Genomic DNA, 7,383 nt, shown 5'->3' with positions numbered 1-7,383 from the left:
GCAGGGCTGGCCGGGCTGACGCTGCTGGGCGCGCTGGCGGGCTGGTTCGTCACCGCGCCGCAGCCGCTCACCGAGTCTGAACGGGCGCAGCGTCCGGGCGATCCCGCCCGCGGCGCCCGCCTGTTCCGTGTCGGCGGCTGCGCGAGTTGCCACGCCGCCAAGGGCGCCAAGGGGCCTGACCGCATGCGCTTGGGCGGCGGCGCGGTGCTGTCCACGCCGTTCGGGGACTTCCAGCCGCCCAACATCTCGCCGGGCCCCGATGGCATCGGCAGCTGGAGCCTGGCCAATTTCGACAACGCCATGCGCCGCGGCATCAGCCCGGATGGCCGCCATTATTATCCGGCCTTCCCCTACACCAGCTATGCCAGGATGACGCCCGGCGACATCGCCGATCTGTTTGCCTATCTCACCCGTCTGCCCGCCGTTGCCGGCAAGCCCGCTGCGGGTGATATCCCCTTCCCGTTCAACATCAGGCGCGGCATCGGCCTGTGGAAGCGGTTCTATCTCGATCCTGCGCCCATCGTGGCCCTGCCCGCCAATACACCGGCAGCGGTACGGGCCGGCCAGTATCTGGTCGAAGGGCCGGGCCATTGCGGCGAATGCCACAGCCCGCGGGACCAGTTTGGCGGCCTTGATCGCACCGGCTGGCTGGGCGGCGCACCTGATCCTGAAGGGAAAGGTCGCATCCCGAACATCACGCCCGGCAAGCTGGCGTGGAGCGCGGCTGAAATCGCCGACTATCTGAAGACCGGTTTCACCCCCGACTATGACAGCGTGGGCGGCACCATGGTGGAGGTTCAAGCCAACATGGCGGAATTGCCGGATGAAGATCGCGCCGCCATTGCCGCCTATCTGAAGGCCGTGCCAACAGTGAAACCGTGACAAATTTGGTCGTTGCTCAAATTCGCGCGGTGGGCCACTTGGCCAGCGGCTGTCTTGTCTCTATATGGCACCGTTGAGAGGGGCGATGGCCGGCCTTTTCACGACAGGCCAGAATGTAAGGAATTACGTGAATGCAGACGCTTGGTCTGGGGGCAAGCCGTCCCGCCCGCTCCGTTTTTGCCGCCGCTCTGGGCTGCGTGTCGCTGCTCGGCCTGTCGCCAGCCGCCGCTGAAACACTGCAGGGCGCGCTGGCCAAGGCCTATCAGACCAACCCGACGCTGAACGCCGCCCGCGCCAACCAGATGGCGACCGATGAAAATGTGCCGATCCAGCGCGCCGCCGGCCTGCCTGCGGCCACCGTCAATTCCACCTTCAACGAAAACGTACTGATCCCCGGCGGCCAGTTCATCATCATCCCGCGCTCCATGCAGACGCAGGGCCAGCTCACCGTGCCAATCTATCAGGGTGGGCTGGTCAAGAACGGGATCAAGGCCGCCGATGCGCGTGTCGCCGCCGGCGAGGAAACGCTGCGCGCCACCGAAGCCAGCGTGTTCAGCCAGGTTGTCGCCGCCTATAACGACGTGCTGCGCGACACCCAGATCGTTGAGCTCAACCGCAACAACGTGAAGAATCTCGAAGTCAATCTGCGTGCCACGCAGGACCGGTTCGAAGTGGGCGATCTCACCCGCACCGATGTCGCCCAGTCCGAAGCGCGGCTTTCCCAGGCCCGCGCCGATCTGCGGAACGCTGAAGCCAATCTGATCGGCTCCAAGGAACGCTACATCCAGCAGGTGGGCGAAGTGCCGGCCGATCTGTCGCAGCCGCCGCCCCTGCCCGGCCTGCCGGCCGATGTTGGTGAAGCAGTGGAAATCGCCATCAAGGAAAATCCCGATATCGCCGCCGCAACGAAAAACAGCGAAGCCGCCGGCTTTGACGTGAAGGCCGCTCGCGCGGGCCGGCTGCCCACCCTGTCCGGCTTCGGCACGGTCAGCCGCAATGACAATTTCGGCGGCGCCATCGTGCCGCCTGGCTTCCCTGCACAGCCTTCGTCGCAAACTTCGGCCGTGATCGGCGCCCGCATGGCACTGCCGATCTATCAGGGTGGCCGGCCTTCGGCACAGATCCGCCAGTCCCAGGCCCGCAAGACGGCCGCGATGGAAAACCAGATCGGCACCGAACGCGGCGTCGTCCAACAGGTACGCTCGGCCTTTGCCAGCTGGAAGGCCAGCCTTGACGTGATCAAGTCAGCCGAAGCCGCGATCGCCGCCAACAGCCTCTCCCTTGAAGGCGTGCGCGCCGAAAATGGCGTGGGCAACCGCACCATCATCGAAGTGCTGAACGCCGAACAGGAACTGATCAACACCCGCGTGCAGTTGGCCACGGCCCGCCGCAACGCCTATGTTGCCGGCTTCACGCTGCTCGCCGCAATGGGCAATGCCGAAGCCCGCGATCTCGATCTGCAGGGCATCACCCTCTACAATGCCAAGGACAATTATCGCCACGCCAAGGGCCAGTTCCTGGATTGGACCGGCCGCGACGCCCCGATGATCCGTTCCACCCGCACGGTGACCACCCCGGCCCAGGATGCCGCCATCATCGCCGGTGAAGACGCCAGCGTGGTCGCGCCGAAGTAAACCGGGCTGCGTTACGGCATTGGGGCCAGCCGGGGCTTCAGCCAATCCACCCAGCGCCGCCACACGTCGCGGGAGCGGATCGGATCGGCCGGGCTGTGGCCGGGCACCGGATAGGCGACAAACTTCACCTCTACCTTGTTGTCCGAAAGGGCGCGGTAGAGCTTGTAGGCCTGCGGGATCGTCACCCGCCAATCGCCGACATCGGCCATGATCAGCGTCGGCGTGCGTGCCTTCCACGCCTGGAAGATTGGCGACTGGCGGTTGTAGCTCGCCATGTTGTCACCCACGAACGGTGACGGGCCATATTGCGCCGCCCGCCCGCGGTTGCTGTCGGCCGTGGTGTATTGATCAAGGATGTCGGTCACGGGCGCGCCGGCCACCGCCGCCTTCCACGCCTGCGGATAGGCGCCGATCAGCCAGCTCGTCATCATCCCGCCATACGACCAGCCGCTCACTGCCATGCGCTTGTCATCAATCAGGCCGCGCCGCTTCAGTTCGGCAACGCCGGCCATGATATCGCGGCCCGGCCCGGCGGTGGCATCACGCAGGATCGCCTGCTGGAACTTGTAACCGCGGTTGTTGCTGCCGCGATAATTGGGTTCCAGCACGATCCAGCCCTGAGCAGCCAGAATTTGCGATGACGGGCTGAACCTTTGCAGCGACGCCGAAACCGGCCCACCGTGGATATAGAGCACCAGCGGCCGCTTCTGGCCCGGCTGGTAATCCGGCGGATAAGTGATCACGCCATCGGCAGTGTAGCCTTCGCTTTTCCACGTGATGCTTTCCTGCCGGCCCAGCATCACGCCGTCAGTTGCCGTCTGCAGGCTGGTCAGCGCCACGGGCTTGTCACCCGGCGCCGGCAGCACGAACAACTCCGGCGGACGGGTGGCGGTCACGGCGGTGAAGGCGATGGCGCCGTTGCTGCCGATGTCGGCATCAGCCGGATCAAGCCCGCCCAGATCAAGCTTTGTCGCCTTGCCATCCCTGGCCAGCCACAGGCCATTGCTGGTGCCATCGGTGCCGGCCAGCAGCACCGTCTGGCTGTCCGGCAGCCAGCCGAGCAGTTCGACGGCCACATCCAGATCAGGCGCCGCATCGCGCGGCGCGCCGCCGGCGGCGGGGGCAATCATCACCCGCGATTGGTGAGCCGGCACGCCATCGCGCGCCATGCCGAAGGCCAGGCTGCGGCCATCGGGCGACAGTACCGGCACGCGCACGCTGGTGGGGGTGGGCAGCAGCGGCTGCACGCTGCCCGTTGCCACATCCACCCGCATCAGGCGGCTGCTGTCGGCATCGCCGGTGGCCGGCGACTGCGCCTGCACGAAGATCAGGCTGGCGCCATCGGGGGTCCAGTTCAGCTGGCTGGGCGCGCCCGTGGGCGGCAGCCCCAGCGGCAAGGAGCGCGGGCCACTGGTGAGCCGTTTCGTGGTGCCATCCGCCACGGCGACGGTCCAAATGTGGATGGGCTTGCGCGCGGCGCGATCGAGGAAGCTGTGGTTACCCACTTCAAACCCGTCTTCAAAGCGGGCGTCGTCGGTCTTTTCCGGTTCTTCATCGGCGGCGGCAAAGGCGAGGCGGCTGCCATCCGGCGCCCATGCAAACTGCGTCACCGGTGTCTTGCCGCTGGTCAACGGGCGGGCATCGCCGCCCTCCATCGACAGCACATGCACTTGGGCACGGCCGGCGGCATCCTGCGCCAGGAAGGCGATGCTGCGGCCATCGGGGGACCAGCGTGCACTGCCGACGCCCATGCGGCGGCTGAGCACGCGGCTCGCCTTCGTCGCCACATCGATCAGGGTCAGCTCACCTTCCCAGCGATTGTCCTTCAGATTGGCACGGGCAACCACGCTGAGCACCGACTTGCCATCCGGCGACAATTGCGGATCGCCGATGCGCACGATCCTGGGCAGATCATCCGCCGAAAACCGCCGTTCCTGCGCAATTGACGGCATGGCCAGCAGCAGCAACAGGCTCAATCCTGTTGCGCGCACGATCTCGCCCGAACGAAGAGTCGCAATATGCATGAAAAGGCCCCCACGGGGCCTGATCACAGCCCCTTGCCGGCAGGCTAGCACCCTGCTGGCAGGCCCACAATACTGCCGGTTCAGTCGGCCCTGACCAGCGTACCGGCGCCCTTGCGCGTGAAGATTTCCAGCAGCAGCGCGTGCGGAACCCGGCCATCAAGGATGACGGCGGCATCCACACTGGCATCCACCGCCGCCACACAGGTTTCCAGCTTGGGGATCATGCCGCCAGTGATGGTGCCGTCGCTGATCAGTCCGGCAATGCTGGCGGGCGTCAGATCGGTCATCAGCGCGCCGGCCTTGTCGAGCACGCCAGCCACGTCGGTCAGCAGGAACAGGCGCGCCGCGCCCAGCGCGCCGGCAATGGCGCCGGCCATGGTATCGGCATTGATGTTATAAGTGTGGCCATCCGCGCCCACGGCCACCGGCGCGATCACCGGCACGATGCCGGCGCTGGTCAGCGTGTCGATAATGCTCCGGTCAACATGGGCCGGCTCACCAACGAAGCCGAGATCCACCGCCTGTTCGATGGCGCTGCCCGGATCCTTGGTGGTGCGCTGCACCTTCATGGCGGTCACCAAGCCGGCATCCTTGCCACTGATGCCCACCGCGCGGCCACCGGCCTGGGCGATGTGGGCGACGATTTCCTTGTTGATGCTGCCGGCCAGCACCATTTCCGCCACTTCCGCCGTGGCCGCATCGGTGACGCGCAGGCCGTCGACAAAGCGACTTTCGATCCCCAGCCGCTTCAAGAGATTGCCGATCTGCGGTCCGCCGCCGTGCACCACCACCGGGTTGATGCCCACGGCTTTGAGCAGCACGATATCCTCGGCAAAATCGCGGGCCCGCTCCGCATCGCCCATGGCATGGCCGCCATATTTCACCACGAAGGTCTTGCCGGCATAGCGCTGCAGATAGGGCAACGCCTCGATCAGCGTTTCCGTCTTGGCCAGCATGTCGGGGTGGGGTGCGTGTGCGCTCATGAAATCCGCCTTATTGGGCATGTGCGGGCAATTCCAGCACCATCTTGCCACCCACCGGCACGCAAGCCCACTGGGCGCTCACTTCGGCCATGCGCGCCCGGATGGCGGTGAGCAGCGCGCCGGTGATCGGCAGCGGCGTGTCACCGCGTTCATCACAGGTGGTGGCATAGAGCGCGATGAACTCGTCATCGGGCAGCACCGTCTGGCTCCAGCCTTCGCCCTGGAACATCTCGACCAGCCGCTCCACGCTCTGCGCCGTCCGATCTTCGATGCCGGTGCGGAAGCCGCCGTCACCGCCGTCGGCAATCAGATGCAGGAAGCCGGCGGCTTCCGCGATCGATTCCACCGCCCAATGCACCATGTCGTGCGGGATGATGCCCTGTTTCGGGCAGTCGATCGGCGGGCGCGGGCCATCGGCGGCCACGATGTCGAGCCGGTCATATTTGCCGGTGCCCTTGGTGAAGGTCAGTTTCACGGGCAATCCTAACGCGTCGGCACGGGCTCTGCGCCCGTGTAATCATAAAAGCCGCGGCCGGATTTGCGGCCATACCAGCCGGCCTCGACATATTTCACCAGCAGCGGCGCCGGGCGATATTTGGGATCGCCGGTGCCATCCTGCATCACCTTCATGATGCTGAGCAGCGTATCGAGCCCGACGAAATCCGCCAGCGTCAGCGGGCCCATCGGATGGTTGGCGCCCAGTTTCAGGCCGGTATCGATATCCACCACGCTGCCAACGCCATCGCCCAGCGCGAAGATCGCCTCGTTCAGCATCGGGCAGAGCACGCGGTTGACGATGAAGGCCGGCGCGTCACCGGCCAGGATCGCCGTCTTGCCCAACTTGGCGGCAAAGGCCTGCATGGCCGCCGTGGTGGCGGCAGAGGTGGCGAGGCCGGGGATGATTTCCACCAGCGCCATCAGCGGCACCGGATTGAAGAAATGCAGCCCGCAGAAGCGATCGGCCCGCCCCGTCGCGGCGGCCAGCCGGGTGATGGATATGGAACTGGTGTTGCTGGCCAGCAGCGCGTCGGGCTTCATCACATCCTTCAGCCCGGCAAAGATCTGGCCCTTGATGGCTTCATTCTCGGTTGCCGCTTCGATCACCAGATCGGCGCGGGCGAAATCGGCGGTGCTGGTGGTGAGGCTGATGCGGGCGAGCGCGGCATCGGCGTCGGCCTGGGCGAGGACGGCCTTACTCACCTGGCGGGCCATGTTCTTCGCGATGGTCGCCTTGGCCGCTTCGCAGCGTTCCATCGCCACGTCGGACAGGATCACGTCATAGCCCGCCTGTGCCGCCACATGGGCAATGCCATTGCCCATCAGGCCGGCACCGATCACCCCGATTGTCTGCATGTCGCTAGGCTCCCGTCTTGTCGAAATTCCGATGAGGCGCGATAGCAGGGCAATGACAAGACTGGAAGGCAAGACCGCCCTGATCACCGGCGCCGCGCGCGGTATCGGCGAAGCCATCGCCCGCCGCTTTGCCGCGGAGGGCGCGATGGTTTGGGTGACGGATATCGATCCCGCTGGCGCGGCCGTGGCGGACAGCATCGGCGGGCACTTTGCTTTGCTCGATGTGACGGATGAGGCGGCGTGGGACCGGGTAATGGCCCCATTTTTGTCTGGAGCTGTCGGCCCGCTCGACATCCTGGTCAACAATGCCGGCATCACCGGGTTCGAAGGTGCACCGGCCGCGCATGATCCCGAACATGCCAGCCTTGCTGATTGGCGGCACGTTCATGCCGTCAATCTTGATGGCAGCTTCCTCGGCTGCCGCGCGGCGATCCGGGTCATGCGGCCAGCGGGCAAGGGCAGCATCATCAACATCTCGTCTCGCTCCGGCATTGTCGGCATCCCGGC

At 65.9% G+C, this 7,383-nt stretch carries 7 protein-coding genes; 3 read left to right on the top strand and 4 right to left on the bottom strand.

Features of this window, described 5'->3' with window-relative positions; all coding sequences use genetic code 11:
• Both RT662_RS00540 and RT662_RS00535 read left to right on the top strand, forming a co-directional pair.
• Window positions 1–882: cytochrome c (locus RT662_RS00540; RefSeq protein ID WP_313668232.1), on the top strand; the 882-nt coding region annotated here is incomplete at its 5' end.
• 131 nt (window positions 883–1,013) lie between these two features.
• Window positions 1,014–2,516: a TolC family outer membrane protein gene (locus tag RT662_RS00535; protein WP_313668230.1), complete on the top strand. Its 1,503-nt coding sequence runs from the start codon at window positions 1,014–1,016 to the stop codon at window positions 2,514–2,516.
• 11 nt (window positions 2,517–2,527) lie between these two features.
• On the opposite strand, the gene RT662_RS00530 is transcribed toward RT662_RS00535, so the two are convergent.
• The 4 genes from RT662_RS00530 to RT662_RS00515 all read right to left on the bottom strand — a co-directional run bounded on the left by RT662_RS00530 (window position 2,528) and on the right by RT662_RS00515 (window position 6,876).
• Complete coding sequence (locus tag RT662_RS00530; protein ID WP_313668228.1) at window positions 2,528–4,540, bottom strand: S9 family peptidase; 2,013 nt, start codon at window positions 4,538–4,540, stop codon at window positions 2,528–2,530.
• Between the two features lie 80 nt (window positions 4,541–4,620).
• A complete protein-coding gene (gene argB / locus RT662_RS00525) occupies window positions 4,621–5,523 on the bottom strand; it encodes an acetylglutamate kinase (RefSeq protein ID WP_313668226.1) in 903 nt (300 codons plus the stop codon).
• Window positions 5,524–5,533: 10 nt separating this feature from the next.
• Window positions 5,534–5,998 (bottom strand): hypothetical protein, encoded by a 465-nt coding sequence (locus tag RT662_RS00520; RefSeq protein ID WP_313668225.1) that lies wholly within the window; start codon window positions 5,996–5,998, stop codon window positions 5,534–5,536.
• An 8-nt stretch (window positions 5,999–6,006) separates the two neighbouring features.
• Entirely contained in the window at window positions 6,007–6,876 is an 870-nt protein-coding gene (locus tag RT662_RS00515) for a 3-hydroxybutyryl-CoA dehydrogenase (protein ID WP_313668224.1), read from the bottom strand.
• Window positions 6,877–6,928: 52 nt separating this feature from the next.
• Between RT662_RS00515 and RT662_RS00510 the strand changes: the two genes are divergently transcribed.
• A partial coding sequence (locus tag RT662_RS00510) for an SDR family NAD(P)-dependent oxidoreductase (protein ID WP_313668223.1) occupies window positions 6,929–7,383 on the top strand: 455 nt, incomplete at its 3' end.

The organism is Sandarakinorhabdus sp. (assembly GCF_032115815.1).
Classification (GTDB): Bacteria; Pseudomonadota; Alphaproteobacteria; order Sphingomonadales; family Sphingomonadaceae; genus Sandarakinorhabdus.
The sequence above is the reverse complement of the archived record's forward strand: the minus strand, read 5'-3'. Positions and strand labels throughout refer to the sequence as shown.